Origin of the sequence: Corynebacterium sp. HMSC062E11 (assembly GCF_001811845.1) — a bacterium.
In the GTDB taxonomy this organism is placed as follows: Bacteria; Actinomycetota; Actinomycetes; order Mycobacteriales; family Mycobacteriaceae; genus Corynebacterium; species Corynebacterium hesseae.
The window spans coordinates 42892-68156 of the sequence record NZ_KV806779.1 but is presented as its reverse complement, the minus strand read 5'-3'; the positions used below and the strand labels follow the sequence as shown (position 1 = coordinate 68156).

Annotated in this window: 28 protein-coding genes; 17 read left to right on the top strand and 11 right to left on the bottom strand. The window is 62.1% G+C overall.

Annotated elements, in window-relative coordinates; genetic code table 11:
* Positions 1 to 247 precede the first annotated feature (247 nt).
* The 5 genes from HMPREF2822_RS02355 to HMPREF2822_RS02335 form a co-directional block, all read right to left on the bottom strand.
* Positions 248 to 862, bottom strand: a complete 615-nt coding sequence (locus HMPREF2822_RS02355) for a YdhK family protein (RefSeq protein ID WP_049151221.1) — start codon at positions 860 to 862, stop codon at positions 248 to 250.
* Positions 863 to 909: 47 nt separating this feature from the next.
* Positions 910 to 3144, bottom strand: a complete 2235-nt coding sequence (locus tag HMPREF2822_RS02350) for a copper-translocating P-type ATPase (RefSeq protein ID WP_070520407.1) — start codon at positions 3142 to 3144, stop codon at positions 910 to 912.
* Positions 3145 to 3195: 51 nt separating this feature from the next.
* Complete coding sequence (locus HMPREF2822_RS02345) at positions 3196 to 3522, bottom strand: heavy-metal-associated domain-containing protein (RefSeq protein WP_070520404.1); 327 nt, start codon at positions 3520 to 3522, stop codon at positions 3196 to 3198.
* Between the two features lie 140 nt (positions 3523 to 3662).
* Complete coding sequence (locus tag HMPREF2822_RS02340; RefSeq protein ID WP_070520402.1) at positions 3663 to 4790, bottom strand: sensor histidine kinase; 1128 nt, start codon at positions 4788 to 4790, stop codon at positions 3663 to 3665.
* A complete protein-coding gene (locus HMPREF2822_RS02335; RefSeq protein WP_118781224.1) occupies positions 4787 to 5509 on the bottom strand; it encodes a response regulator transcription factor in 723 nt (240 codons plus the stop codon). Before HMPREF2822_RS02335 ends, HMPREF2822_RS02340 begins: the two co-directional genes overlap by 4 nt.
* Before the next feature lie 403 nt (positions 5510 to 5912).
* On the opposite strand from HMPREF2822_RS02335, the gene HMPREF2822_RS02330 reads away from it, so the two are divergent.
* A complete protein-coding gene (locus HMPREF2822_RS02330) occupies positions 5913 to 6488 on the top strand; it encodes a CueP family metal-binding protein (RefSeq protein ID WP_070520399.1) in 576 nt (191 codons plus the stop codon).
* A 71-nt stretch (positions 6489 to 6559) separates the two neighbouring features.
* Positions 6560 to 8041, top strand: a complete 1482-nt coding sequence (locus HMPREF2822_RS02325) for a multicopper oxidase family protein (RefSeq protein ID WP_070520396.1) — start codon at positions 6560 to 6562, stop codon at positions 8039 to 8041.
* A gap of 35 nt (positions 8042 to 8076) precedes the next feature.
* Here HMPREF2822_RS02325 and HMPREF2822_RS02320 read toward each other — a convergent pair whose 3' ends face one another.
* Entirely contained in the window at positions 8077 to 8565 is a 489-nt protein-coding gene (locus HMPREF2822_RS02320) for a hypothetical protein (protein WP_049156652.1), read from the bottom strand.
* Positions 8566 to 8828: 263 nt separating this feature from the next.
* Here HMPREF2822_RS02320 and HMPREF2822_RS02315 point away from each other — a divergent pair, with 263 nt between their 5' ends.
* Together HMPREF2822_RS02315 and HMPREF2822_RS02310 are read left to right on the top strand one after the other, a co-directional pair.
* On the top strand, positions 8829 to 9425 hold the full coding sequence (locus HMPREF2822_RS02315; protein WP_232755544.1) for an ASCH domain-containing protein: 597 nt from the start codon (positions 8829 to 8831) through the stop codon (positions 9423 to 9425).
* A gap of 167 nt (positions 9426 to 9592) precedes the next feature.
* Positions 9593 to 10006, top strand: coding sequence for a hypothetical protein (locus tag HMPREF2822_RS02310; RefSeq protein ID WP_070520393.1), 414 nt, complete (start codon positions 9593 to 9595; stop codon positions 10004 to 10006).
* Between the two features lie 2 nt (positions 10007 to 10008).
* Here the strand turns inward: HMPREF2822_RS02310 and HMPREF2822_RS02305 are convergent, their stop codons facing one another.
* Positions 10009 to 10527, bottom strand: coding sequence for a hypothetical protein (locus HMPREF2822_RS02305; protein ID WP_070520390.1), 519 nt, complete (start codon positions 10525 to 10527; stop codon positions 10009 to 10011).
* 104 nt (positions 10528 to 10631) lie between these two features.
* Between HMPREF2822_RS02305 and HMPREF2822_RS02300 the strand changes: the two genes are divergently transcribed.
* Both HMPREF2822_RS02300 and HMPREF2822_RS12875 read left to right on the top strand, forming a co-directional pair.
* Complete coding sequence (locus tag HMPREF2822_RS02300; RefSeq protein ID WP_070520387.1) at positions 10632 to 11459, top strand: esterase/lipase family protein; 828 nt, start codon at positions 10632 to 10634, stop codon at positions 11457 to 11459.
* A complete protein-coding gene (locus tag HMPREF2822_RS12875; RefSeq protein ID WP_083306797.1) occupies positions 11459 to 11755 on the top strand; it encodes a CHY zinc finger protein in 297 nt (98 codons plus the stop codon). The genes HMPREF2822_RS02300 and HMPREF2822_RS12875 overlap by 1 nt, the downstream gene beginning before the upstream one ends.
* Positions 11756 to 11759: 4 nt before the next feature.
* Here the strand turns inward: HMPREF2822_RS12875 and HMPREF2822_RS02295 are convergent, their stop codons facing one another.
* Both HMPREF2822_RS02295 and HMPREF2822_RS02290 read right to left on the bottom strand, forming a co-directional pair.
* Positions 11760 to 12260: a hypothetical protein gene (locus tag HMPREF2822_RS02295; RefSeq protein ID WP_369815738.1), complete on the bottom strand. Its 501-nt coding sequence runs from the start codon at positions 12258 to 12260 to the stop codon at positions 11760 to 11762.
* Between the two features lie 35 nt (positions 12261 to 12295).
* Positions 12296 to 13618 (bottom strand): M20/M25/M40 family metallo-hydrolase, encoded by a 1323-nt coding sequence (locus HMPREF2822_RS02290; RefSeq protein WP_070520381.1) that lies wholly within the window; start codon positions 13616 to 13618, stop codon positions 12296 to 12298.
* Positions 13619 to 13695: 77 nt separating this feature from the next.
* Here HMPREF2822_RS02290 and bioB point away from each other — a divergent pair, with 77 nt between their 5' ends.
* The 3 genes from bioB to HMPREF2822_RS02275 are packed head-to-tail and all read left to right on the top strand — an operon-like array spanning position 13696 to position 15865.
* Positions 13696 to 14676, top strand: a complete 981-nt coding sequence (gene bioB / locus HMPREF2822_RS02285) for a biotin synthase BioB (RefSeq protein WP_070520377.1) — start codon at positions 13696 to 13698, stop codon at positions 14674 to 14676.
* Positions 14676 to 14930, top strand: coding sequence for a biotin synthase auxiliary protein BsaP (locus HMPREF2822_RS02280; protein WP_070520374.1), 255 nt, complete (start codon positions 14676 to 14678; stop codon positions 14928 to 14930). The genes bioB and HMPREF2822_RS02280 overlap by 1 nt, the downstream gene beginning before the upstream one ends.
* Positions 14931 to 14941: 11 nt before the next feature.
* Positions 14942 to 15865, top strand: coding sequence for a Sir2 family NAD-dependent protein deacetylase (locus HMPREF2822_RS02275; protein ID WP_070520370.1), 924 nt, complete (start codon positions 14942 to 14944; stop codon positions 15863 to 15865).
* Here HMPREF2822_RS02275 and HMPREF2822_RS02270 read toward each other — a convergent pair.
* Positions 15862 to 16611 (bottom strand): esterase/lipase family protein, encoded by a 750-nt coding sequence (locus tag HMPREF2822_RS02270; protein ID WP_070520367.1) that lies wholly within the window; start codon positions 16609 to 16611, stop codon positions 15862 to 15864. The two genes, HMPREF2822_RS02275 and HMPREF2822_RS02270, sit on opposite strands and share 4 nt — an antisense overlap.
* Before the next feature lie 168 nt (positions 16612 to 16779).
* Between HMPREF2822_RS02270 and amn the strand changes: the two genes are divergently transcribed.
* From amn to HMPREF2822_RS02240, 6 genes are all read left to right on the top strand, one after another.
* Complete coding sequence (gene amn / locus HMPREF2822_RS02265) at positions 16780 to 18183, top strand: AMP nucleosidase (RefSeq protein ID WP_070520364.1); 1404 nt, start codon at positions 16780 to 16782, stop codon at positions 18181 to 18183.
* 53 nt (positions 18184 to 18236) lie between these two features.
* Complete coding sequence (locus HMPREF2822_RS02260; protein WP_070520361.1) at positions 18237 to 18752, top strand: phosphoribosyltransferase; 516 nt, start codon at positions 18237 to 18239, stop codon at positions 18750 to 18752.
* On the top strand, positions 18752 to 20200 hold the full coding sequence (locus HMPREF2822_RS02255) for a SulP family inorganic anion transporter (RefSeq protein WP_070520358.1): 1449 nt from the start codon (positions 18752 to 18754) through the stop codon (positions 20198 to 20200). The genes HMPREF2822_RS02260 and HMPREF2822_RS02255 overlap by 1 nt, the downstream gene beginning before the upstream one ends.
* 112 nt (positions 20201 to 20312) lie before the next feature.
* Positions 20313 to 20795: a ferritin gene (locus tag HMPREF2822_RS02250; protein ID WP_070520355.1), complete on the top strand. Its 483-nt coding sequence runs from the start codon at positions 20313 to 20315 to the stop codon at positions 20793 to 20795.
* Between the two features lie 63 nt (positions 20796 to 20858).
* Entirely contained in the window at positions 20859 to 21254 is a 396-nt protein-coding gene (locus HMPREF2822_RS02245) for a hypothetical protein (RefSeq protein WP_070520352.1), read from the top strand.
* The gene (locus HMPREF2822_RS02240) at positions 21187 to 21765 is read left to right on the top strand and encodes an HAD-IA family hydrolase (protein WP_070520350.1); all 579 of its coding nucleotides are present in this window, start codon (positions 21187 to 21189) and stop codon (positions 21763 to 21765) included. Before HMPREF2822_RS02245 ends, HMPREF2822_RS02240 begins: the two co-directional genes overlap by 68 nt.
* Here HMPREF2822_RS02240 and HMPREF2822_RS02235 read toward each other — a convergent pair.
* Complete coding sequence (locus HMPREF2822_RS02235; protein WP_070520347.1) at positions 21762 to 22838, bottom strand: ROK family protein; 1077 nt, start codon at positions 22836 to 22838, stop codon at positions 21762 to 21764. The two genes, HMPREF2822_RS02240 and HMPREF2822_RS02235, sit on opposite strands and share 4 nt — an antisense overlap.
* Before the next feature lie 98 nt (positions 22839 to 22936).
* Between HMPREF2822_RS02235 and HMPREF2822_RS02230 the strand changes: the two genes are divergently transcribed.
* The gene (locus tag HMPREF2822_RS02230) at positions 22937 to 23506 is read left to right on the top strand and encodes an LOG family protein (protein WP_070520345.1); all 570 of its coding nucleotides are present in this window, start codon (positions 22937 to 22939) and stop codon (positions 23504 to 23506) included.
* Between the two features lie 70 nt (positions 23507 to 23576).
* Complete coding sequence (locus HMPREF2822_RS02225; RefSeq protein ID WP_070520342.1) at positions 23577 to 25238, top strand: DUF885 domain-containing protein; 1662 nt, start codon at positions 23577 to 23579, stop codon at positions 25236 to 25238.
* Positions 25239 to 25265 lie beyond the last annotated feature (27 nt).

Sequence of the window (25265 nt, the reverse complement as noted above, 5' to 3'; positions counted from 1 at the left end):
ACCCCGCTACGCACCCCGAAACCGGAAGAGCCCCCAAAGCCCTGGAATGAACTCCTGTCACCAGGGTCATTCCAGGGCATATTTCCCTGACTAAGAGAAGCAGTGACACAGAAGGCCTACCTCAGCGTGGGCCCTGTGGGCGTGCAGGTTCCGTGTGTGGCTGGTTTGCTTCGGCATGGTCGGCAGCGATTGATGACCGACTCTGGAGCGGGTGCCTTGTCTGGTCTCGCGGTTCAGGGTGGGTGGACTATTCGGCGGGTTGGATCTCGCTCTCGGTGACCCACTTGTGGTTGGTCATCGTCATCCCGTCGACGGTGAGATCAACCATGTAGACCGTCTCCTCGGTGGAGTAATCGATGGTGGCCTCAGCACCCTTCATGCCGGACATGTGCTCGGCATCCAGGACAACGCTCGCCCCGTCGGGCAGGGGGGCCTGACCCGGATCGACGAGCTCCTCATGGACGACCCAGCGGTGGTCGGTAACCGGGGCCCCACCCTCGGTGGGGGTGTAGCTGACCGAATAGGTCGTGGTGTCAAACGCCCCGGAAATGGTGGCTGTAGCCCCGTCCATGCCGGGCATGTGGTCAGCGGTGAGGATGACCTCAGTGCCCACCGGGTACGTGGGATCCTCGGCCTCTTCAATGCCTGCCGGCGGTGCCCCGCCGTCGGCAGGGTGGTCGTGCCCGCCGTGCTCTTCGTCGGCAGTGGTGGTGTCTTCCTGGTGGGTCTCGTTGGTCTCTGCGGTTGCCGTCGTGGTGCTGGTGGTGTCGGCATCGTCGGAGTTGTCGGTGGCGTCGCTGCAGGCGGTCAGCGCCAGGGTGGAGGTCAGTACCAAGGCGGCGAGGGTAATGCTGCGTTTCATGAGCGTTCCTTTCAAAGGTGGTGTGAGTTAGGGGTCGAGAGACAAGGTCAGTCAGTAACGGTTACGGGGGATATCGACCCACTGTGTTCCTCCTTCCCGTCGGTCGGAGCCAGGTGAGCCGGATCCAGATCAATGCGGCGCAACAGCTGGGCGTTCAGGGCCACCACGATGGTCGAGGCAGACATCAAGATCGCGCCCACGGCCGGGGACAGCACGAACCCGATCGAGGCGAGCACTCCGGCGGCCAACGGCACGGCGAGGATGTTGTAGCCAGAGGCCCAGATCAGGTTCTGGATCATCTTGCGATAGCTGGCCTGGGACAGCTCAATCATCGACAGCACTGCCCGCGGGTCATCACTGGCTAGGACCACCCCGGCAGATTCCATGGCCACATCCGTGCCGGCACCGATGGCGATACCGACTTCCGCGCGGGTCAGAGCGGGGGCGTCATTGACACCGTCACCGACCATGGCCACGCTCAAACCCCGGTCCTGCAGCTGCGTGACCTTGGTGTCTTTGTCCTGGGGCAGGACCTCGGCGAAGACCTCATCAATGCCTAGGTCCTGACCGACGGCGTGGGCCACCTGCTGGGCGTCGCCGGTGATTATCGCGACCTTCACCCCGCGGTCCTGCAGGGCTTTCACGGCGGCGCGGGATTCGGGGCGGATCTTGTCCTCGACGGCTACCGCACCGATGATCTGACCATCGCGGACAATATGGAGCACACCGGCCCCACGCCCGGTCCAGGCGCTGGTGGTGTCGGTGAGCTCGGCCGGGGTGGTGAGGTTGAACTCGCGCAGCATGTTCGGCCCGCCCACGAGGATCTCAGCGCCATCGACAGTGGCCCGGACCCCCCGGCCGGAGGCGGCGTTGAAACCAGTTGCACGGATTTGCCGACCGGAGGCCTCGGGATGGGCGGCCGCGGCCGCCACGATGGCGCGGGCCACGGGGTGCTCGCTGTCGGCCTCCGCGGCGGCGGCTAGGGCCAGCAGCTCGCCCTCGGTGACGCCGACAGCTGTCGCGATACCGGTGACCGCGTGCGCACCCTCGGTCAGGGTGCCGGTTTTGTCGAAGAGCACCACGTCGATGGTGCGCATCCGCTCGAGCGCCATCCGGTCCTTGATGAGCACCCCGGATTTCGCGGCCCGCTCGCTGGAGATCGCAATGACCAGCGGAATCGCCAGGCCCAGGGCATGTGGGCAGGCGATGACCAGCACCGTGACCGTGCGCACCACGACATCGTCCGGGCTGCCGATGATGGTCCACACCACCGCGGTGATCAGAGCGGAGATCAGCGCGAACCAGAACAATAACGCCGCCGCCCGATCCGCCAGGGCCTGGGCCCGGGAGGAGGACTCCTGGGCGTCGGCAACCATGCGTTGGATCCCGGCCAGGGCGGTGTCCCCGCCGGTAGCCTCCACCCGGATGCGGACGGTGTTGTCGGTGGCCACGGTACCGGCGACCACCTTGTCACCGGTGTCGCGGAAGACGGGACGGGATTCGCCGGTGATCATCGCCTCATCGAATTCGGCGGCTCCGTCGAGGATGGTTCCGTCGGCCGGCACCCGGGCACCGGCCCTCACCAGCACGACGTCGTCGACGACCAGCTCGGAGATGGCCACGGTGCGGGTGGTCCCGTCGACGATTTTCTCGGCCTCATCCGGCAGCAGGGCAGCCAGCGCGTCAAGCGCGGAGGACGCGGACCCGAGAGCGCGCATCTCCAGCCAGTGGCCCAGCAGCATGATGGTCACCAGCAGGGCCAGCTCCCACCAGAAGTCCAGGTCAAAACCGCCCAGCCCCAGAGTGGTGACCCAGGAGGCGACAAACGCCACGGTGATGGCCATGGCGATCAGGAGCATCATCCCGGGTTGGCGGGATTTCAGTTCTTTCCATCCGCCCTTGAGGAAAGGCGTTCCGCCGTAGCCGAAGATGATCGTGCCTAGCACCGGGGGGATCCAGGTGGATCCGGGGAATGCCGGGAGGTGGTAGCCGAGCAGGTGGGCGACCATGGGACTGAAAATAGCGACGGGAATGGACAGAATCAGCGACCACCAGAAGCGGTCCCGAAACATTGCGGTGCTGTGTCCGGCGTGTTCGCCGTGACTATGAACGTGGTGGTCTTCGTCCAGGGCGGAGTGCGGGTGATCGTGGGGCATCGCCTGGCCGTGGGTGTCGGCATCTGCGTGGTGTTCGTGGCTGGCATGATCCGGGTGGTGGGTGTGGTCTGTTTCCGGAGCGGGGTGATCACCATGGTGATCACCCGAATGGTGGGGAGTGCTCATGACGTTCCTTTCGCTCAACCCGGTCGGGGTCGAGATGATGAGTAAAACTGATCAGGATAAGACGGTGTAGCCGGCCTCCTCGATGGCCCGGCGAACCATCTCCGGAGGTACGAGACCGGTGACCGTGACGGTGGAAACACCACCAGCAGCGAGATCAATCTGGACGTCGTCGACCTGGGGGAGGGCCTGAAGGGCCTGGGTCACGCTTTTCGCGCAGTGCCCGCAGGTCAGGCCGGTGACCTGGTAGCTAGGGGAGGACCCTCCTGCTGACGAGTCGCTGGCGGCAGGGATGGAGGCGGTGTCGGCACGTGAGGCAGGTCCGCAACAGCTGCAGCCGTGGGAGGCCATCGGCAAGAGGCGGGGCGGGGAGGTGATCATGGGAAAGCTCCTTCGGTTCGGTGGGGTGCGGCGATGCCGCTCTCTAGCATATACCCCCCGGGGGTATATTTTCAGCATACCCCAGGGGGGTATATTTTCAATGGGTCGAGGTCGCGGCCCTCACGCGGGGCAGGGTGTGGTCACCGAGCAGCCTCCTCACTGTCGGGAGGGGACAGCGGGAGGCGGAGGGCAAAGACCGCTCCGCGACCGGGGCCGGGGGAGGTGGCGGTGAGAGTGCCGCCGTGGGCCTCGATCAATGCCTTGGAGATGGTCAGACCGATACCGGCCCCGCCGTTGTCCCGGGTGCGGGCGGCATCCCCCCGGTAGAAGCGTTCGAAGATGTGTCCGAGCTGGTCAGGTGGGATGCCCTCGCCGTCATCGGCGACGTGGATGAGCGCGGTGGACGCCCCCTGTCGGTGGACGCTGATCCGGACCTGCCCGCCGGCCGGGGTGTGCCGTAGCGCGTTCGACAGGAGATTGCTCATCACCTGGCCGAAGCGTTGCCGGTCCACGAGCACCCGGGCGGTGTCCGTAATGGTCTCGACCTGTAAATCGACGCCTTTGTCAGCATAAGCTTCCCCCGCGGCAGCAGCGGCGGTGTGGAGCAGATCCCCGAGCCCTTCCTCCGCCAGGTCCAAATCGATCCGGTGTTCCTGGGCCCGGGAGACATCGTCAATGTCTTCCATCAACCGGGTCAGGCGGGTGAGTTGGTCAGCCATGATCGTGTGGGTGGCATTATTCCAGTCCACGACCCCGTCCTGGAGACCATCGAGGTAGACCGTGAGCACCGATAAGGGGGTGCCCATTTCGTGGGCCAGATCAGAGAGCATCTGGCGGCGGACCTGTTCGGTGTGTTCCAGCCGGTCGGCCATGGTGTTGAAGGCATGCGCCAGGGTGGTGACCTCGGGGCCTGCTTTTCCGGCGGGCACGCGGATACGGGAGTTGCCGGCCGTCAGGCTGGTAGCGGCGCGGGTGAGATCCTGCAGGGGGGTGCGCAGACGACGCGATAACCACAGGCTGGCCAGCAGGGCGCTGATCAAGGCGGTGGGCAGGGCGACGGCCAGGGTGATCAGGTTGGCGCCCCGGTAGGCCTGCTCGGCATGGAACAGCTCCAGCGAGGGGTCCTCCTGGCCGGTCATCAACATATGATCATGGAACAGGGTCGGACCCACCATCGTGGCCACGGCCGCGGCCACCAGTAGGCTAATCACCACGACCAACACCTGGGCGGCCAGGAAGCGGAAGGTCAGGCCGGGTCCGTGATTCATGGTTGCCCCACCCGGTAGCCCACGCCACGCACGGTGTCGATAAACCCCCGGCCCCGGGTGTCGGTGCCGAGCTTGCGACGCAAGTTGCCGATGTGGACATCGACGATGCGTTCATCACCGACCCAGGTGGTGTCCCAGACCTCGGTGACCAGGTCGTGGCGGGTCAGCACCTGGCCGGGGCGCAGGGCCAGGGCAACCAGCAGCTCGAACTCCGTCCGGGTGAGCTCCACGGTCGTCTCCCCTACCCGCACCTGATGGGCGATGGGGTCAAGGATGAGGTCACCAACGATCAAGGGGGTGGTCACCTGCGGTGGGGTGGTGCTGGTGCGCGGGCGGCGTAGCACCGCATGCACCCGGGTCACCAGTTCCCGGATGCTAAAAGGTTTGGTGATGTAGTCATCCGCCCCCAGGGTCAAACCGCTGATCTTGTCGTCCTCGCTGCCACGCGCGGTGAGCATGAGGATGTAGCAGTCCGAGAAGGTGCGGATCCGTCGGCACACCTCCAGGCCGTCGAGTTCGGGCAGCCCCAGATCCAGCACCACAACATCGGGGGAAAAGCGACGGGTCTCGTCCACGGCCTGAGTGCCGGTGTGCGCCTGGCGGGTATCGAAGCCGGCCCGGATGAGGTAGGAGGCCACCATCTGAGCCAGGGGTTGTTCATCATCGACGACCAGCACCCGCCCCGGGGGCGTGGCGGTGGTCGGTGTGCGGTTAGCCATGGACCCCAGTATCGCTCCGGCCAGGGGGAATATCACCCTCGCTCAGTGCCCAACGGGGAAATCTTCATCAAATCTTCAAACATCACCCTTCGACCGCCGTCACCCCTGCGCCCCACCCCGGGCCGGCGGCATCGCCTCCCCTGGTCGGTTCAGCAGGCGCCACCAGGGATTTCACTGCCTGCACCGCATACCCGGGGCGGGTAGAAGGACATCGCCCACGGCTGTGGGGTGGTGTCCCGGTGGTGACCCAGCCCACCGAATTCGCCCCCTTTTCGCCCTGTTATAAGGCTGTGAGCAGGGGTTTTGATTTCTAGTCCGTCAGGCACCCGTGCTAGATAAAGGTATGGCATCGACCTTGAGGCGGTGTCTTCTCACGGTCTTACCACGATCCAAGGAGATTGACGTGAAACGAGCAGCGATCGCAGCCGCCGCCCTTGCCCTCGCCCTCACGGGGTGTTCGGCCGCCGACCCGGAACCCACCGCCGACGGGACGGTGTCCCAGGATACATTCCTGACTACCCATGGCCTGGCCGGCATGGACGCGGTGGAGATCATTGATCACCTCGACCGGCAGAAGGTCACGGAGCGTCCCACGGATCTGATCGCCTCAGTGCGTGCCGATGAACTGCTGCTCTCGAGCGATGACCAGGAAGTCGTGGTCGATCTTCCCGACAATCAGACGTATGTCTCGATCGCACCCTATCTCACCTCCACCCACGACTGCTTCTACCACAGCCTCACGACCTGCCTGGGGGAACTCGACAATGAGGATATCCAGGTCACGATCACCGATGAGGCGACCGGTGAGGTGCTGGTGGACGAGGCGACAACCACCTTCGACAACGGGTTTATTGGCTTCTGGCTTCCCGATGATGCCACCGGCCTGATTGAGGTCAGCTACCAGGGGCGTACCGGCACCACGGAGTTTTCCACCGCCGACGACGGTGCCACCTGCGTCACAGACCTGCGCCTGACGTGATGGCTCAGCAGGGTCCTCACCTGCACCTGTCTCCCGTGTCACTGAAATCTAGCACCAAGGAAGGTTAAATCATGATGAACGCGTTTCCCCGACGACAGTTTCTGCTCGGCGGGCTCGTCCTCGCCGGCACCGGGGCCGTGGCCGCCTGCACCAGCGACCCTGGACCCGCTGCCTCGGCACCAGGTTCCTCTCTTCGCCCCACTCCCACCCCCACTGCGCTCGGCGAGCCGACGGTGCGCCGGACACTGACCGCCCGGCCCCTCTCTCTGGATATCGGCGGTATCGAAGCCAAGACGTGGGGATACGTCTCTGACACCGGGGATACGGCCATTGAGGCCACCGTCGGCGACGTCCTCCAGGTCGATATCACCAATGAACTGCCTGAGAGCACCTCCATCCACTGGCATGGCATCGCACTCCACAACGCAGCCGACGGTGTGCCCGGCATGACCCAGGACCCCATTGAACCTGGCGAGTCTTTCTCCTATGTTTTTGAAGTCCCCCACGGTGGCACCTACTTCTACCATTCCCACTCCGGCCTGCAGCTTGATCGCGGCCTCCACGCCCCACTGATCGTCCGTGACCCGCAAGACGCTGAGGACCAGGACGTCGAGTGGACCATCGTGCTCGACGACTGGGTCGATGGCATTCAGGGCACTCCCGACGATGAGCTCGACAAGCTCACCGGAATGGGCTCGGGCGACCATAACGGGAAGAAGGGGATGGGAGGCCACGGCCATATGATGCACGGCACCCCGGACCGGGTACTGGGCGGGGATGCCGGCGATGTGATGTATCCGCACTACCTCATCAACGGACGTATCCCCCGTGCTCACCGGACCTTCGAGGCTCGCCCGGGTGACAAGGCCCGCCTGCGGTTTATCAACTCCGGCGGTGACACCATCTTCAAGGTGGCCCTCGGTGGTCACCGCATGACCGTCACCCACACCGACGGCTTCCCCGTCCAGCCCCGGGAGACCGAATCGATCTACCTGTCGATGGGCGAGCGTGTCGACGTCGAGGTCATCCTCGGCGACGGCATCTTCCCGCTCACGGCTTTGGCGGTGGGTAAAGACGACCGCGCCTTCGCCGTCATCCGCACCGCCGGCGGCCAGGCCCCTCACCCCGATGTCGACTTCCCCGAGTTGTCGTCCACCGGACTGCTTCTGTCCTCCCTGAAGCCAGCAGACCGTGCACTCCTGCCCGAGGACACACCAGACCGAGAAGTCAGCATCGACCTGGGCGGGCAGATGATGCCGTATGAATGGAGCATTCTCACCGACGGCCAATCCTCCTCCGCGATCGTGCAGGCGGGCCAGCGCCTGCGGATGGTCATGCGCAACAGGACCATGATGCCCCACCCCATGCACATCCACGGTCACACGTGGGCGCTGCCCGGCAGCGGCGGGCTACGCAAGGACACCGTCCTTCTCCGCCACGGTGAAACCATGATCGCCGACCTGATCTCTGACAACCCCGGTGAGTGGGCATTTCACTGCCATAACGCCTATCACATGGAAACCGGGATGTTCAGCTCGCTTCGCTACGAGTAACCCGGCTCTTTTCCGCTTTGTCCTGCGGTATACAGCTAAGGTCGTTGTGCCCGTATATCGGGGACTCGGGAATTGTCCTTGATCCATGCTTCGGCATGAGGATCAATAAAGCTTGCCACCATTTGGATGGCGTTATCAACGGAGTCAAGATCTTCAAACTGCTGTCTGCTGCCAGGGGTTTTCTTCAACGCCTTCTTAACCTGAGGCCAGACGCTCGCCTGATAGTGACTGCTTAGGAGGAAGCGCCAAAAGTCGAAGCTGAGTTCAGCGATGATTTTTCCCAGTGGTGCATCCTTTTTCCCGGCCCGGTTCTTTGCTTTGCGGATATTCTTCTTTGCTGCATCGTTGAAAGGTATTCGATCGTCGTCAAACCATCGCTCGCCATACCTTCCGGTTAGGGCATTGTGAATGCTATTTCGGAGGAGTACTTCCAGGTGTTCGATGTCAGCAAGATAGGTTTTCGTGAGGTGAGTATTCCAAAGGTAGAGCGTTTCTGGTGATGGATGATCGGCGTACCTGCTCATTCGCGCAGATGAAAACCACTGGGACAGCGGTACTAGGACTGGGCTTGGATTTCCATATGGATATGCTAGTTTGTATTTCGAAAACCCTGGAACGATCCCTGCACTACGAGAGTAGGAGTAAATCGCCGGGGTTATTGGTAACTTCGGGGAATTGTAGCGGGCAGAGAATCGAAGTTTTTCGCCCTTATTTACCGTGAACGCCCTTGACAGGTTTGAGAGGCCCGGGCCTGAGGAGTTGTGGCAGTAACAGCTACCTTTGAAGGATGATTACTAATGAACTCCGAGAATTACTGACCGTAGCCACGACCCATGCGCAGCGCTTCCACGACGGGGAAGATCACACCGTAGCCGCAGCCCTCCTGACTGAATCCGGCAAACACGTGCTCGGTTTGAACGCATACCATTTTCTCGGTGGCCCCTGTGGTGAAATCTCGGCCTTAGCTAACCACGCTGCTAGTCATCCCGAGGATCCTATCCGAGCGGTAGTCGCCGTCCACGGCCCGACTGGCCAGGTGCTTTCGCCCTGTGGAAAATGCCGCCAAGTGCTATTTGATACTGATCCGTCTATCCGGTGCATCGTGCGCGGAAGCAATGGGCTTGAAGCACTCACCGTGGAAGAGCTCTTACCGTTCGTATATAACTGGCGTGACATGGACAAAGAGCAACGCATCTATATGTGGGAAGGCTACGAGGAATCAATTCGAAGCGGAGAAAAGCAACAAACAATTCGGGTGGATGACCCCTTCCACGAAGGAAGCGCCCAGATTGTCTTCGAGAAAGAATCCGGAGAGGTTGTCACCATTCCCGCAGAGGTCACATCTGTCGTCTCTACCCAGCGGAGGTCCTTGACGGAGGAATAAGCCCGAAGGGATGGCTTTGGTTCTCTTGCTGAGCTCCACGAAGCGCTTGATACTCACTATCCCGGATTAGCTGGGGATGACGAAGTCGACGTTGTTGAGTTCACGCTCCGTAGGGCTTAAGTACTTCGGTAAAGACGACGGGGAAAGGTTTTACCTACACTGTCGGTATGTTCGGCCCCGCTTCCGCCCAGCCACCGCGGCTTATAGATTTCCCTATGCTGCGGTTACCATTTGTGGAGTTCGTATTTGTTGGGCTGCTGGTGGCCGTCTTTTTCGTTGATACGCAAGGAACTGATGCTGAGAGCGGCCTTCTTGCGGTCTTTGTGGTTCTTCCCGCACTCGTGTTTCTGGGAATTGCCTACCTTGTTTCCCTGCCCATGCAGCGGAAGGACATTACAGATTTCCGCCTGGATGCCGTTTTTGTCGTTATCGGAGTTCTTGGTCTCTTCGGCTGGATCGGCCAGATGCTCATTGCTTTGCCCCTCCTGTGCTGCCTGCCCGTAGGGCTTTCAGCACTGATCCGCAGAGGCATCGCCTTTGCGTTGTGGAAGAGGGGTAAAGGCCCGCAACTGCCGGAATGAGGTTACGCGCTCTGCCAGCGCATCCTGCCGTCCGATGCCGGGGCGCACGTCATCGGGACACCTCTCTTTGATACCCCGCTTCCGCCGTTGCAATACGCGCCGGGGTGAACGTAGTTCTCTTCAACGGCGGGTGCTTCATACACAGCGGCAGCTTCTTGCACTGGGGGATTTGCGGCCATCATTTCGTCGGCACACTGCTGTGTCCAGCCAGAGGTTCCATCGCTGAAGAATGTCGTTCCGGTTTCGTGTAGCGAGACATCACCGCAGGACTCGATGGTTTTCTCCATCGGAGTAGGTTGCGCCGCACCGGGCGCCTCGGTGAAGCCGATGACTTCTTCTTGCGGTTGATCCACGCCGATATCTTCGGCGCTTTCCTCGGCAGTGGGAAGGGTGGGGTGTGGGGCGTCTTCAGTAACGCTGGTGCTTGACGACGTCTCACTCGCAGGGGTGGATTCAACGTCGAGAGAGGAACAGCCGCTGAGCACAAAGAGCGCAGCGGCAAGACAGAGAAGTCGCTTCATTTCAGGTCCTTTGTTTATCTACCTCTATGGTAGTGACGGGTACCCTAGTTGCGCACAGGAATCACACAGTAGCTGGCCAGACTCTGGGGATAAGCTAGTGCCTCATGAAAAACGGCTTTTTACAGCGCGCTTTCCTTGCAATCCTCCTCGGCACTGCCGCCCCCGTTCCGGCTCATGCCCAGACCATGGAGACCTCCGCCGCGCAGGATCTCGGCATCAATGATCCTGACTGTAAGCCCACGGGTTCCGTCACTGAACCCGTTGTTTTATTGCACGGTACTTCGGCAAACTCGGCCGAGTGGAACGATCTCATCCCGAAGCTCAAGGACCAAGGGATGTGCGTGTGGGCCTTCGACTATGGCGCCGAGGACATTGCGTACCAAAATGCCTACGACTACATGAAGGGGATTGCGGATCTAGATTCTTCCGGGCGCGAGATCGCCGGGCATATTGAACACATCCGTGAGGTCACCGGAGCAAACAAAGTAAACCTCGTCGGTTTCTCCCAGGGCGGCCTGCACACCAAGACCTTCACACAACTCTACGGCTCAGCGGATGAAGTGAACCGCGTGGTCACCATCGGTGCGAACTTCCACGGGACGACGTGGGGCGGGCGGGCAACGCCCCTCAAGACGGCCGCAAAGATCGCGCCCGATGTGGTTGATTTCCTCGGCACCAGCGCTGGCATCGAGCAGTTGGAGGGCTCGGATTTTATGGAGAATCTCAACCAGCTTCCGGATACCGCGCCTGGTGTCACTTATACGTCCATCTACTCGCCGGCGGACAATACGGTGACACCGAATCAGACCTCTGAGCTCAGCGCTGTTCCGGGCGCGGACGTGGTCAATGTGGAATCGGCCCCAGTCGAACATGGAAATCTACCCCATGACCCGCGCGTGCACGAGCAGATTCTGTGGGGGCTCACGCGCTAGTGACACAAATCCAAGGGGCCATCGACGCGGAGGGCCGGTGCCGTCACTGGCACACGCTTGTCGACGTCATTGCGAACAAGTGCCACACCTGCGGCGGATGGTTCGCGTGTTCGCTTTGTCACGCGGAGCTGACCGACCATGAATTCGGACCCATGCCGAAAGACCAGCTCTGCGTCATGTGCGGGGCCTGCGGCCAAGCAATGACCTACGCCGAATATTCGGCATATAAATGCCCCGCGTGCGGGCACGCCTTCAATCCAGGCTGTGCGCTGCACGCGGGGACGTATTTCCGCTAGTCTTCTACGGCAAAAGCGGGGCCAGCGGGGTGCCCTCGACGAGGGTCTTCAGGTACGCCAGAATGTCCGGGACGTTGAAGGTGAAGTTGCCGATGGTCACCGGGAAGGTCGGAAAAGCGTTGTTCGATGGGGCGTTATTGCCGTTATTTGCCGGGGCACCACCACCGTTGTTGGCAGGGACAGTGTTGTTAGCTGGTGCAGTGTTCTGAGCAGGAGCAGTGTTGCCGCCGCCACCGTTCAGGCCGCAGCGAGCGATGGCCTCGTCGGCGCGGGCGACGGCGTCGCGGATCTCGGGACCACGCGGGTGGAAGTTGGCAGCAGCCAGCGCCTGGGACTTCTTGCTGTTGTAGTCAGACGGATTGGTGTAGTACTTGGTGGCCTGCTCACAGGAAATCTGGCCGGCAGGGACCTTGGCCAGGTAGTCATCCACCATGTCGGCGGATGCGGTAGGGGCGGACAGGCCGATGGCAGCAGCAACGGAGCAGAGGACAAGCTTATTTCTCATGCGCCACATTGTGCCACAGCTTTTACACGTTTGCGTTAGTGCTCGCTTCCTAAGAAACGATTTACCAGCGAAAAATACGCCTTCACAGTCAAATCCAAGTCTTCCAGGTAGAGGTGTTCGTCGTGGCTGTGCAGCTGCGAGTTTGCGCTGGCCATATCCCGATCCTCCGCATGCAGCGCGAAGCCATAGGCGTTGCCGCCGCGGCGACGCGCCACGCGCAGGTCGGAACCACCCGTCGCCAGCACCGGCAGCACCTCCTTATCCGGAAAAAATTCGTGGGCGGTCTCCTCGATGCAGCGCCACAGTTCAGTATCGGTGGAGGACTGTGTGGCGTCCTCCGTAATAAGGTGCTCGATCTCTACTTCGTCGGCCATATCGCCGAGGGCCTCACGCAGGAACTCGTCGAGCTCCTCCTGGGTCTGGCCAGGGAAGGGGCGGATATCCATCTCCAGGTAGGCGTGGGAAGGCAGCACGTTGATGGCGCCACCCGCGCGCAGGACAGTTTGGGCAATTGTCGTGTGCGAGAAGGCGTGAGCGTAGGCGGACAAACTACCGAACTTTTCATAGTCGGCCGCGGTAGCGGAGCCGTCGAGAAGCGCTGCCTCCGTTGCGGGGTCGAAGCGGAAGGTCTTGACGAATCCCTGCCACACCTCATCCGTGGCCACGGGTGGCTCGGCGGCGGCGATGCGGCGAGCAACCTCACCGATTTTGACGATGGCAAAGTCCTTCCCAAACGGCGTGGAGCCATGGCCGGCATCGCCGTGCACGTGCAGACGGCGCTGGCCCGCGCCCTTCTCACCGACGTTGAAGCCGAGCGCGCCGGGCAGGTGGCTGCCGCCGGTTTCCGAGAGGCAGTTGCGCACCGAGTAGGCCTCCGGGTGGTGCTTATCCATCCAGATGGAGCCCAAGCCGCCGCGGGCCTCCTCGTCGGCCATGCCGACAAAGGCCAGGGTGCCGCCGGGGTTGCCGCGCTGAGCGACATCGCGAGTCACCGCCGCCATCGTCGCCGTAATAAAGAGCATGTCCACCGCGCCGCGGCCGTAGAGCTTGCCATCTTCGATGACGGCGTCGAAAGGTGGCTTGGTCCACTTGGGCTCGTCGACGGGCACGACGTCGGTGTGGCCCATGAGCGTGAGCGGCTCCTTGTCCGGGTCACCCGGAACGGTCACCACGATGGTGACGCGGCCCGGGTGCGATTCATAGCGTTGAATCTCCACCGGGGTGCCTGCGAAAAACCGCTCCAACGTGTCGGCATTGCGGACCTCGTGGCCGGAATCCGGAGTGAGGTCATTGACGCAGGCATTGCGAATGAGCTGCTGAAGCAGTGCGAGGGTGTCGTCGTAGAGCGTGGAATCCATGGCCTAAAGGTAGCCCGGACTACATGAAACCGGCAGATTTACCACAACTTGAACGGTGTTCAAGTAATGTTTCCCGCATGAGCATCGTAGACATCGCACGCGAGAAGGCCCTGGAGCAGGGCATCGGCCTCAACGAAGAAGAACTCCTGCAGGTTCTCCAGATCCCGGATGAGCAGCTGGAAGAGATCGCGGACATCGCCCACAAGACCCGCCTCAAGTGGTGTGGTCCGGACGTGTCCGTGGAAGGCATCATCTCCATTAAGACCGGCGGCTGCCCGGAGGATTGCCACTTCTGCTCACAGTCGGGCCTGTTTGATTCTCCCGTACGCGCCGCGCGTCTCAACATTCCGGAGCTGGTGGAGGCCGCCAAGAAGACGGCCAAGACGGGTGCGACGGAGTTCTGCATCGTGGCAGCTGTGAAAGCCCCAGATGAGAACCTCCTGTCCCAGGTTGCCGAGGCCATTCCGGCCATCCTGGATGAAGTCGATATCGAAATCTCCCTCTCGCTCGGAACCCTGACCCGCGAGCAAGCGCAGCGCCTCAAGGACATGGGCGCCCAGCGCTATAACCACAACCTGGAGACCTCCAAGTCCTTCTTCCCCAACGTGGTCACCACGCATACCTGGGAGGAGCGCAAAGAGACCCTCGAGAATGTCCGTGCAGTCGGCATGGAAGTCTGCTCCGGCGGCATCATCGGAATGGGCGAATCACTAGAAGACCGCGCCGAATTCGCTTACCAGCTGGCCCAGATCGAGCCCTGCGAGGTGCCGATGAACTTCCTTGATCCCCGCCCGGGCACCCCGTTCGCGGATTACCCGCTGGTCCCGCTCGGTGAGGCGCTGCGCGCCGTGGCCGCATTCCGCCTGGCCATGCCGTCCGTGACCCTCCGTTTTGCAGGCGGCCGCGAGCTCTCCCTCGGTGACGACGGCACCGAAAAGGGCCTCCTCGGCGGCATCAACGCCATCATCGCCGGAAACTACCTGACCACGCTGGGCAAGCAGATCGAGAAGGACGTCGACATGCTCGGCCGCATCGACCTGCCCATCAAGGCGCTCTAATGAACAGCTCGACGGAGCTGGCCGCTGCCGTACTCGCCGGCGAGGAGCCGCTGTTCCACCCCAACACTGGGAAACCACTAAGCGAGGAATTCACCCTGCACCCGGCAGCCGCGGCCGGCCTGGACGTCCCGCGCTATTGCCAGCTGTGCGGGCGCCGCATGGTGGTGCAGGTGCGCCCGGACGGCTGGAACGCGCGCTGCTCGCGCCATGGCGAGCTCGACTCGGACTATCTCTATGAGGAGGTACTTCCGTAAGCTGGGGCACCATGGATCCCGCTGTTGCCCACGCCCATCGGTCTGCGCTGCGCTCGATTTCCCGCGTCGTCTCAGAGATTGCGACCCCGACGCCTCCACAACAAGCGTTGAACGCCGTCGCCGAGCAACTACGCCGCGGCAACGTCATGGTCCTCACGGGAGCAGGTGTATCTACAGAATCAGGCGTGCCGGATTACCGCGGCCCGAACGGCTCCCTCAGCCGGCACCGCCCCATGACCTACCAGGAGTTCCTGCACGACCCGCAGGCCTCCCACCGCTACTGGGCCCGCGCCTTTGTGGGCTGGCGGGTCATGCAGGCCGCACACCCCAACCGCACGCACTACGCTTTGGTCGAGCTCGAGCGCGCCGGGCTTCTCACGGGCGTTGTCACGCAGAACGTTGATGGCCTGCACGAGGAAGCTGGGCAGCGCAACCTCATCGCCCTGCATGGGGATATGCAGCACGTCGTGTGCTTGAGCTGCGGGTACGAAGAAGCACGCGCGGACTACGACGCCCGCGCGGCCACAGCCAACCCGGAATTCCTCCAACGCTGGGCAGTCAACAAAGCGGACGTGAACCCCGACGGCGACGTCGCCCTCAGCGAGGAAGCAGTGGAAGAATTCGTCATGCCCGGCTGCGTGCAGTGCGGCTCGCAGCGCCTGAAGCCAGACGTAGTCTATTTCGGTGAGCCAGTGCCTACCTACAAAAAGGACGCCGCCTATGCGATGGTCAACGCGGCGGACTCGGTGCTCGTTGCCGGTTCTTCGTTGGCGGTCATGAGCGGCTTTCGGTTCGTCCTAGAGGCCAAGAAACAAGGCAAGCGCGTGGCCACCATCAATGGAGGGCCGGGACGCGCCGACGATCGCGTCGACACCCTGTGGCGCACCCAGGTGGGCCCGGCTTTCGACGCGATCCTGGATGAGCTAGAACTCTAAAGCTGCTCCAGTTCTTCGAGCACCACGTGGCATACCCGCTTGTCCAAGGGCATGTCTTCGTGGCGGATTATCGCGCGGCGCTCGATGTCCTGAATATAGATATTTCGTACCTGCTGGCCGTTGAGGAAGCAGGTGTTGGGTGGAACCACGACGGCATCGGAGCGCGTGGCGATGCACGTATAGCTCACACCGGGTTCGACCTCACTGTCGCGGTTCGTTGCCTCCACGACCTCGCTGCCGACTACTTGCTGCATGCCGGCGGGGCCAAACCAGCCGTCGATAAGCGTGCGCACGACCTCCTCCTGGCGCTCGCCACGGAAGAGGGGGCTGGCAATTCCGCCCTGGGTCGTTCCGTGGTTGGGCGCACTGATGCAGACGACGTGCCGTACAAACCCCGCGCTATCGTGCATGCGCATCCAATAGCGAGCCAGCAATCCGCCCTGGGAATGCCCCACGAGGATCACCTTTTCCGCGCCGGTGACGGCAAGGACGGCGTTGATGTAGGCGTCGAGCTGCCGGGCGGATTCCTGCAGGGGAGCGGTGGCGCGGGTCCCGTAGTCAGGGGCGAAGGTGGCCCAGCCAGCGGCGCGGAGCATGTCTGCGAGGACTTGCCAGACGCCTTTGCTGTCGCAGGTTCCGTGGATCAAAATAACCGGCCAGGGTCGTTCGGCGGTGGGGCGCGCGGACCAGTCGTCTTCGCACACGCCTCGCGTCCGCCTGCGGGCACCGAGGGGGAGTGTGGTCATGGGATTGCAGTTTACCCTTGACGCCCCTCCAACTTTTTTACTAAGCTAAGGCTTGCCTAATACGGGCCGGGCGGTGAGCTCCACACCGCACGCGTTACCGGATTAGTCATGGGGATAGAGCCCGCCGCCTCACCGCGGCGGGCTTCTTTCATGGATACACTCGCGAGCATGACCGACCTGCAGCATGTCCACTCCGTCAATGAAGCGATTTCCCGCCTCAGCGAGCTCTATGACAGTTCTTGCGAGCTGGCACGTCACGCTCTCGCCTCGGGGGACCACGACGCCTACCGCCACGTGGTCTACCCGAAGATCACCGTGGATATCCGCCAATGGACACCCATCGACCGCTCTGAGCCCTTCGGCTACGTGGACCAAGAGGGCCGCTACTCGGCAGTGATATCAAAACCATGGCTGATTCGTAGTTACCTCACGGAGCAGCTCACGCGGCTCACCAATAACTACCCCTGCGATATCTACGTCGGTCAATCGGATGAGCGCATCCCGCCGGAATATATCCGGGGGATTACAGAAATTCCCCAGGACCGCGGCGATATACCCCGGCCCACCCTCGATGCGGTTCATGACGGGATCGTTGACGGCGCGTGGAAGGCCTTTCACGGGAAAGAAAAGCCGCTGTTCCACTTCGGCCCGCAGCGCTTCGACATCGCCTGTGCTCGCATCGAGCACTACACCGGCATCGAGGTGGACACCGTGCAGAAGTACATCCTGTTCACCAACTACGCCATGCACACCACCGAGTTCGTCAAGTTCGGCCTGCGCGAACTCTCACGTGAGGATTCACGCTACACCGCGCTCGTGCTGCCCACGGGGGAGACCATCCACTCCAATGACGCGGTGCTTCTCGACGTCGACGAGCTCACCCTCACCTCCCGCTACCAGATGCCCCGTTTTGATCTCATCACCGCCGGCGGAGATGGCATCACCATGATCAACATTGGCGTGGGCCCCTCTAACGCCAAGACCATCACAGATTGCCTGGCGGTGCTGCGCCCGGAGGCCTGGATCATGATCGGCCACTGCGCAGGGCTCGATGGCCGCATGCGCATCGGCGACCTCATCCTGGGCAACGCCTACCAGCGCGAGGACCACATCCTCGATGGCACCGTCACCACCAGCAACCCGATTCCCGCCATTCCAGAAATCCAGCGCATGCTGGAGGCCGCCGTCGAAGAGGTATACGGGAAAGACAATTCGCTCATGCGCACCGGCACGGTGCTCTCCACCGATGACCGCAACTGGGAGTGGCGCACCTCCCGGGACTTGTGGGAATGGCTGCGCCACTCCACCGCGGTGGCCGTGGACATGGAATCCTGCACCCTCGCTGCCAACGGCTACCGCTACCGCATCCCGTATGGCACTCTGCTGTCGGTGTCCGATCTGCCTTTGCACGCCGTGCCCAAGCTTCCTGCCCAAGCGCAGGCCTTTTACTCGAACTCGAAGGAAGCCCACGTCATGTGTGCGGTGCGCGCGGTGGAGGCGTTGGCGGAGAATCCGGAGCGGCTGCGCACCCGCAAACTGCGCCGAACGGTGGCAGAGGTTCCGTTCCGCTGAGGTAGATGATTAGACTGAGGGAAATGCACAATCTGGCGAAGGAGACCTAGACGATGAGCACCCCGGAGTGGTGGAACCCGGAACGCGAGAACCTGACGTGGGAGGTCTTCGGTGAGGCCAGCCGCTACCTTTCGCAACAAATCGTGGATTCGGGCTGGTTCCCGGATCTCATCGTGGGCGTGGCCCGCGGAGGCCTGATCCCTGCAGGCGCTATTGGTTATGCTATCGGCGTCAAAGAAATGGGCGCTATCAATGTGGAGTTCTACACCGATATCGGTGAGACCCTGCCGGAGCCGATTCTCCTTAACCCGCAGCTGGATACGGATTCGCTCAAGGACAAGAAGGTCCTCGTCGTCGATGACGTAGCGGATTCCGGCAAGACCCTCGACCTCGTGGTCAACCTGCTCGAGCAGACCGCCTCCGAGGTCAAGTCCGCCGTCATCTACACCAAGCCGACCACCATTTTTGAGCCGGACTTCTCGTGGAAGAAGACCGACCAGTGGATCAACTTTGCCTGGTCGGTCCTGCCGGTCATCACCCGCGATGGTTCCTTCAAAGACGGCCACTAATGTCTGACCGTTCCGCCGGTTCTTTCCGCGCGGCCTTCAGCTCGCCCGCCCGCTTCCGCAAGGAGATGTTTGGCGGGCTTGCTGTTGCGCTGGCCCTCATCCCTGAAGTCTTAAGTTTCTCCATCCTCGCCGGGCTCGACCCCAAGGTGGGGCTCTTCGCCTCCGTCATCATGGCGATGTCCATCGCCATCACTGGCGGGCGCCCAGCCATGATCTCCGCCGCGGCGGGCTCTGTCGCCGTGGTCATCGCACCCCTGGCCCACGAGCATGGCCTGCAGTACGTGCTCCTGACCATCTGGATGGCGGGCATCCTGCAAGTAGTGATGGCAATGCTGGGCGTCGCCAAGCTCATGCGTTTCATCCCCCGCAGCGTCATGCTGGGTTTCGTCAACGCGCTGGGCATCCTCATGTTCACCGCGCAGCTGGGTCACCTGTGGCAGGTGCCGTGGCTGGTCTATCCTCTCGTTGCTCTGGGCCTCGTCATCATGGTGGTGTGGCCGCGAATCACCACGGTGATCCCCGCGCCCCTCGTGGCGATTGTGGTTGTCACCATGTTGACTGTGATTTTCGGCTGGGAGGTTCCCGACGTCGCGGATCAGGGCGAGCTGCCGACCTCCCTGCCCGGTTTCGTCATTCCAGACGTGCCGTTTAGCCGCGAGACCTTCCTCCTCTGCCTGCCTTATGCATTGGGCGTGGCACTCGTCGGACTCATGGAATCCCTGCTCACCGCCAAGCTTGTCGACGACCTCACGGATACCCACTCCGATAAAACGCGCGAATCCGTGGGCCAGGGCATCGGCAACATGCTCGCCGCTGCCATCGGCGGCATGGGCGTGTGCGCGATGATTGGCCAGACCATGATTAACGTCAAGGAATCGCAGGCACGCACGCGCTTGTCGACGTTCCTCGCCGGCGTCTTCCTCCTTATCCTCATCCTCGTGTTGGGGGACACCGTAGGGAAAATCCCCATGGCTGCTCTTGTGGCGGTCATGTTTATGGTGTCCTTCCACACCGTGGATTGGCGCTCGGTGCGCACGATTCACCGCATGCCTCTGAGCGAAACCCTCGTCATGCTGGTGACGGTGATTGGCACCTTGGCCACGAATAACCTGGCGGTCGGTGTGATCCTCGGTGTGCTCACTGCCTCGGTGGCCTTTGCACGCCGCGTCGCCCACCTCGTGTCGGTGGAGCTAGAGGGCAACGTCTACACTGTGCGCGGCCAGCTCTTCTTCGCCTCCTCGAACGATCTGGTCTACGCCTTCGATTACACCCTGCCGGTGGAGAAGGTCATCGTGGATTTCTCAGAGGCCGATATTTGGGATGCCTCAACCGTGGCGGTGCTCCAGGCTGTGGAAAGCAAGTACGCAAGCCGTGGAATAGCGGTGGAATTCCGGGGCCTTGATGGTGTTAGCCTCGCGCGTTACCAGCGGATCTCAGATTTGGGTTAGGTAAACCTACCAGAAAAAGTGTTATGACGTGCGAGTTTGCTTAAGATCACCTTGCTAGCGCGCCCGATTTTTTTCTGTATTGTGGGAACAACACACGAAAGGAATAACTCTTATGGATGAGAAACTGCAAACGCTCCTCAACGCCCAGGTCAATAATGAGCACGGCGCAGCCCTGATTTACACTCAGCTGGCCTACGAGATGGACAACCTGTCCTTCCCAGGCATGCGCGATTGGTTCTTCAAGCAGGCAGAGGAAGAGCGCGAGCACGCACAGAAGTTCGCCGAGCACCTGTTGGACCGCGGCTACCGCGTCGAGCTGGAGGATATCCAGGTCGGCTCCGTCAAGGCCGCCACCCCGCTCGATGCTTTTGAGGCATCCCTCGCGCATGAGCAGAAGGTCTCGGAGCAGATCCGAGAGATCGCCCGCACCGCAGATGCGGCTGGGGACCTGGATTCCCGTGGTCTCATCAACTGGTTCCTCGAGGAGCAGGTTGAGGAAGAGTCCTCCGTGTCTGAGATCATTGACCAGCTCAAGCTGGTGGGCAATGACGGTTCTGGCCTGCTGCGCGTCGATGGCTCGCTGGCGCAACGGTAACGAAGCCATATAGTTTGCGCGGATTCTCCCACGGCCCCCTGCGGTTGGTGGGAGAATTTTTTTATGACTACAACGCGCCTCATGCTCATCTGCGGTGCCCTTGCCGGGCTAGCGATTGCATTGGTCGGTGGCATGTGGCTGGCGGCAACCAACATGGCTCTGGGAACCTTTTTCTTCGCCCTCGCGGTGATGCTCGGCCCGTTTGCCGGGCTTGCCCTCTTATTGTGCGCCGCCGCGGCGGCGACGGCGCTGAGCCGCTCCCTGTTTAGCGTGGGCGGGCTATTCCTCGTGGGGGCAACCTCGACGCTGTTGGCACATGGCACACTATCGCTTCCGCTTTTCGTAGCGGGCACGCTGACTGGCGCTCTTGCGGTCTGGCTACACTGGGCGCATGGCCACTTTGCTCTTCGACCTCTACGGCGTGCTCATGCGGTCAGCTACGCCCGCCGGGAACGCTGAGCTGGAGGATTACCTCCGTCCCGACAATGTAGAGCACTTTTGGTCTCTTTATGAGGAGTTTCGCCCTGCATATGACGCTGGGCACCTGAGCGATGCGCAATATTGGGGCCGCATTCGCGCGCTGGCCGGTCTTGCTCCTTTTGATGTCAGCCACGCCATCGAATTGGACACCGAGCACCTGCTGGTAGCCGACGAAGAAATGGTTCGTGCGGTCCTAGGGTTTATTGGCCAGGGCCATAGTGTTGGCATCCTGGCGAATGTGCCGGCGGCATTGGGAACCAGGATCCGCCAGACGCAGCCCTGGCTGGAAGAATGCGCCGCCGTGACGCTGAGCTGCGATATAGGGGTGGCCAAGCCGGATCCGGAAGCCTACCTCGTGGCCGTGGATGCCCTCGGGGCCCAGGCCAAGGACACCCACTTCTTCGACGATCGGCCGGACTTCGTCGCCGGCGCCCAGCACCTTGGGCTCAAAGCCCACCTTTTTACGGGAATTACTTCAATCCCCTTTTAGGCAGCTTTGGCCTCGCGGCCGAGATCGAGCGGCACGCGCAGCAGCGGGTCCAGCGCCACAGCGCGGGTGCAGGCGCGAACAATCTCGGTGTGCGAGGGAATCATGCGCAGCTCCACCGGGTGGTCGGTGGCCTGGCGTACAGCGGAAGCAAAGAGCTTCGGCGCTGCCGGATCATCTGAGAAGGCTCCGCCGGCTACCACGAGGGTGTCAGGTTTGTACTCAGCCAAAAGCTCAGCGGCGGTGGCGCCGAGGGAGCGTGCGCGGTCGTCGAGAAGCGCTCGCGTCTCATCGTCAGCGTTCGCAACCACGTCTGGGAAAGACTCCTCACCTGTCACATCGAGCACCGCCTGCGTAGCGAGAGAGTCAGGGTCATCGATGTTGAGCTGCACGATCTCATCGCCAACTGTGAGCGCAGTACCAACGGAGTCATCCGCGTAGAGCACCATGACGGGCTTCTCCGCTCCCATCTCCGTCGACTGCGTCTCTGAGCCGAGGATCGCCGGGATGACGGAAGACACAACTACTGGAACGCCGAACTGATACTCCAGGCGGCTGGCGATGTCCATTTCGTCCCACCCCAGGTTGTGGGCGGTGATGCGCCCGGCCTCGTTGACGCTGCCGGAGGTGGTCACGCCGACTGACACCAAGCGGCGATCCAGGCCGGCCATGAGGCGATTAACGCCAGCGATGATGTGCTCGATGACGTCACTCGCGCTCAGGCGAGAAACCGGTGTAGCCACGTCTTCCTCGCGGAGCGTGCGTCCCTGCGTGTCAAAGAAGGCGATGTGGGTAAAGGCGGTACCGACGGCAATGCCGGCCAGCATCCAGTCATTATCCGCTACCTCCAGGGGCACTGTGGGGCGCCCGCGACCGCGGGACTGCGTCAAATCCGTGCGTTGGCGGATCAGTCCAGCACCCAAAAGCGCGGCGGTGGCGCGGGTGATTGTGGGCTGGGAGAGTCCCGTGGCTTCGACAAGCTCACTGCGGGTGACAACGGGGTTGAGTCGAATGATGTGGAGGCACTTCGCCGCTGGGGTGCGGGGGCGCGTGAACACGGGACCGGATTTAATCATGGCGTCAAGTATAAATTCACCAGACCGCATTGTCTAATAGAAATTAGGATTCAGTAGACATCATGGTCTAGAAATGCGCCTGCGATAGAGTGATACCCATGGATTCTGTTGCTGTGTACTGCGGCTCCGCCGCCGGAAACTCTGAGGCCTATAGCCACGCCGCGCACCATTTGGGGGAGGAGCTCGCGCGCCGAAACCTCACCCTGGTCTATGGCGGTGGTGACGTAGGCCTGATGGGTATCGTTGCGGACTCCTGCCTTGCGGCCGGCGGAACCGTCATTGGAGTAATCCCGCGCCAGCTCGTCGATTACGAGCTTTCCCACCAGCGGGTAACCCAGCTCGAGGTGGTCGACACCATGGCCCAGCGCAAGACGCGCATGGAGGAGCTCGCCGATGCCTTCGTGTGCCTGCCGGGTGGCGTGGGGACCTTGGAGGAGCTCACCGAGGTCCTCACCTTGCAGCAGTTGGGGAACATCGATGGCCCGGTGGGACTCGTAGACGTGAACGGCTACTGGCAGCCGTTTACAAAAATGTACTCCGCAATGGTGCAGGAGGGGTTTGTTCAAAAACGCTTCCTCGATGCGCTCGTGGTCAATGCCGATCCAGCTGAAGTGCTGAACGAATTCGCATCCTGGGTGAGCCCGGGTAGCAAGTGGAGCAACAATTAGCTAACAACCTGGTAAATAAGGCGGCACCAGGTTGGCCCAAACCCCCGGAGCTTCGTTAGACTTCGCCCTTATGAGTTTTGACCAGAACGCAGAGCGCCAGCCTTCGCTGCTGGACGCGTCGTGCGATAACTTCGTCCACGACCTCGCGCAGCTCACGCCCACCGATGCCACCGCGTGGGGAATCCCCGGCTTCGATGGGGAGCTGGAGGATTTCTCCCCGGAGTACTACTCCTCCGTGGCGGATCGCACCCGTGAGATGATGGCGGATCTCGATGCGCTCGATGACACCACCGACGAATCCGACGATGACGACGATTTCGACGAGGTGGACTACGTCACCGCCGCCGTCCTGCGCGACCGTCTCTGCCTGGATCTTGACCTGCACCATGCTGGTGAGGACATCCGTTGTCTTAACAACATTGCCTCGCCGGTGCAGACCATCCGCGACACCCTGATGCTCATGCCGAAGGACACTCCGGAACAGCTTGATGCATTGCGTTCGCGCCTGTCGAAGGTGCCGGCATCCCTCAGCGGCTACAAGGAGTCCCTCACCGAGGCGGCGTCGCGTGGCATGGTGGCGCCCCAACGCCAGATCTCGGAAGTATTCGTGCAGAGTGAGCGGCTTGCCGACGCCGGCTCCATGCTCGAGGATCTCGGCGTCGAGGGCCCCGAGGTGGACGCCGCCAAGGAAGCCTTCGGTGAATTCGCCGATTGGCTCTCCAACGAGCTGCAGCCGCAGGCCCCATCCCAGGACGCGGTGGGACGCGAGCGCTACGAGCGCTTTTCCAAGCTTTTCGTCGGTGACACCGTGGACCTCGACGAAGCCTATGAGTGGGGCCTGGACCAGGTGCGCTCCATCAAGGCGGAGCAAGAAAAAATCGCCCACGAGCTCTATGGCTCCGACGTGACGGTCCGCGCCGCGATGCGCAAGCTCAACGAGGAGGAGCGCTACCAGCTCCACGGCACCGACGCGCTGGTGGAGTGGATGCAGTCCACTGCGGACCGCGTCATCAAGGACCTCGATGGCACCGCCTTCGACATTCCGGAGGCCGCTAAAGAGATCGAGTGCTGCATCGACCCGGCAGGCACCGGCGGCATCTTCTACACCTCGCCGTCTGATGACTTCTCCCGACCCGGCCGCATGTGGTGGTCCGTGCCGGCTGGTCAGGAGCTTTTCCACACCTGGCAGGAGCTCACAACCGTCCACCATGAGGGCGCGCCGGGCCACCACCTGCAGATTGGTGCGGCGCTGACGCAGCCGGATCTTAACCTCTGGCGCCGTGCGGTGACGTGGAACTCCGGCCACGGCGAAGGCTGGGCCCTGTACGCGGAAGCGCTCATGGCGGAGCTGGGCTACATGGATGATCCGGGCTTCCGCATGGGGCTTCTCGACGCCCAACGTTTCCGCGCCGCCCGCGTCGTGGTGGACATCGGACTCCACTTGGGTAAGCCCTTGCCGGACTGCACCGCGTCTGGTGTCTGGGACAAGTCCCACGTCAAGACCTTCATGCGTGAGAACACCGCGATGGATGACGCGAACCTTTCCTTCGAGGTCACCCGTTACCTGGGCTGGCCGGGCCAGGCACCGTCTTATGCCTTGGGCCAGCGCCTGTGGCAGCAGACCCGCGACGCCGCAGTTGAACAAGGGATGGACGTACGTGACTTCCACTCCCAGGCGTTGGCCCTAGGCTCGGTGCCGATGTCGATCCTGCGTGAGACAATTCTGGACTAAAAACCCAGGTCGCTTCTTAGACTCTTG